Below are 1985 nucleotides of genomic sequence, written 5' to 3' on the forward strand. Positions count from 1 at the left end.
CAAGAAAACGGCATAAGTTTAAAAGCCCTGCCTCCTTTTATTCAAAGGAGCTAAGAAAAATTGCACTTCATGGTGTAATCTAGGATTTTTCTATCTAGAAGGATAAGTTCATCAATAAGTAAGTAATCATATGAAATTAAAAAAACAGCAGGTAAAAGTCATTTAATCTTGTTTTAGAAGTAAAAGTGCAGGCTCGCATTATAAAAATAAAAAGGCACTACAAAGTTCCTTATTTTTAGGTATAATAATTACTATTATATAGAAATAACGGATCTGTTTTGGTATATGGTTTTGTTTTAATTTTATTGATAATCAATAAGTATTTTTAAAATAGAAGCCTAAGCTATCTAAAGATCTTTCTTTTCAAGCGTTAATAGCTATCTATCTTTACCTTTCTATCATAATTAATGATATCAAAATAAGGCAACAAAATATTGTTTTTATCTATTAACGTTCAACAGTTAATTAGATATTGATTTCTCTAAAACTTTAATTTTAGATAGTCAGCTTTTTATTTGACGATTATAGGCATTAATATGAATTCATATTTATTACTTTTTTTTGCAATTATTTGTGAAGTTATTGCAACTTCTTCATTGAAACTATCTGATGGGTTTACCAATATCACTTATTCCATTATTACTATTTTGGGTTATAGTGCTTCGTTTTATCTGCTCTCGTTAGCATTAAAAACCATTCCTGTTGGTATTGCATATGCTATCTGGTCTGGAATCGGAATTGTGTTAATAAGTTTAATTGCATGGATCTTTTTAAAACAAACATTGGATCTAGCTGCATTAATTGGCATGGGATTTATCATGCTTGGTGTTGTGATTATTAATTTATTTTCGAAAGTGGCACATTGATTAATCATTTATTAAAATCGCTTCTATCGCAGTAAATCTTAGTTAATCTGAGATGTTTCCTTTTTATTGTCTCTAGGTATTTATCCTAATCAATATTATAAGGTAACCTTTTTATTGTTGTAATACGATTAACAGCCTAGTGGTATTGTGTGTCACTAGGTGTTTTTTTTATTTATTTTAATAAAACAATATGTTATAAATATATATTGTTGTTAAATGCCATGAAGATATTACTTAATGAAAAGAGAACAAAAAATTCTTAACTAATTTTAATCAAATAGTCGATGATAAAAACAGCGAAATCTATTTACACTGCTGTTAGTTGCTTATATAAGGAATAATGATGAAATTTTTAAAATTTTTTATTTTAGGTTTTAGTTGTTTTATTTTAATTGCTTGCTCTAGCAAAAGGGAACCACTACCTAAAACAAAAACGGTTAGTACAGATACTATAGTTTTAAATAATGGTTCAACAATCAATTTTATAACTGAAAATGCTATTAATGGGCAAGTAGTAGAAGATACTAATAACTATCTAAATATAGTGACACGAGGTGATACCGCTCAAGTAGTAGGTGTAAAAGTTGTTCAATTTGCAACTTCTTTATTTACCTTAAATTCAGGTTCAATTAGCAGTTTTACAAAAGAAGAGTTAAAAGGCAAATATATCGAGTCAGTTCCTAATAAAACGATGGACATTTTAACGCCTGAATTGTATGCAATATTAAAAAAGATAAATGCAAATAAAAACAAAAATAATACAGTCACAGTTCAACCTTACAAATTTAAACTAATTTATGATGGGTTAACTGATAATAAGTATAATTTCATTTATACAACATATATTCGTTCTAACAATTTTGAGTTTGTTTGTTCAGATAAAGATTTAGCTTTAGATGACAGAGTGAAACCTTTTGTTGATTGGGAAATGAACAATTATCAGTTAGTACAAGATGTAACATTAAAAGCAATAAATACTTGTATGGTTCGATTAAAATTGCATAAAAATATTACCGAACTTGAAAAGGCTTTAAATTAGGGGCTGTTGATCTTTGCTGTACATAAATTGCTCAACAATACATTGGCAGCCACATTAACATAAATGCCAGTGATACCATA

2 protein-coding genes are annotated in these 1985 nt (G+C 27.5%); both read left to right on the forward strand.

Features of this window, described 5'->3' with window-relative positions; translation table 11 throughout:
• Positions 1-536 precede the first annotated feature (536 nt).
• Positions 537-866, forward strand: coding sequence for a multidrug efflux SMR transporter (locus GQ598_RS10790; RefSeq protein ID WP_091346708.1), 330 nt, complete (start codon positions 537-539; stop codon positions 864-866).
• Between the two features lie 343 nt (positions 867-1209).
• Positions 1210-1905 (forward strand): hypothetical protein, encoded by a 696-nt coding sequence (locus tag GQ598_RS10795; RefSeq protein ID WP_160404119.1) that lies wholly within the window; start codon positions 1210-1212, stop codon positions 1903-1905.
• Positions 1906-1985: the final 80 nt, after the last annotated feature.

The organism is Gilliamella sp. Pas-s95, assembly GCF_009795795.1.
GTDB classification, from domain to species: Bacteria; Pseudomonadota; Gammaproteobacteria; order Enterobacterales; family Orbaceae; genus Gilliamella; species Gilliamella bombicola.

Excerpts from the sequence above, each read along its gene's own strand:
- GQ598_RS10790 (WP_091346708.1), top strand. The coding sequence starts at position 537 with ATGAATTCATATTTATTACTTTTTTTTGCAATTATTTGTGAAGTTATT.
- GQ598_RS10795 (WP_160404119.1), top strand. The coding sequence starts at position 1,210 with ATGAAATTTTTAAAATTTTTTATTTTAGGTTTTAGTTGTTTTATTTTA.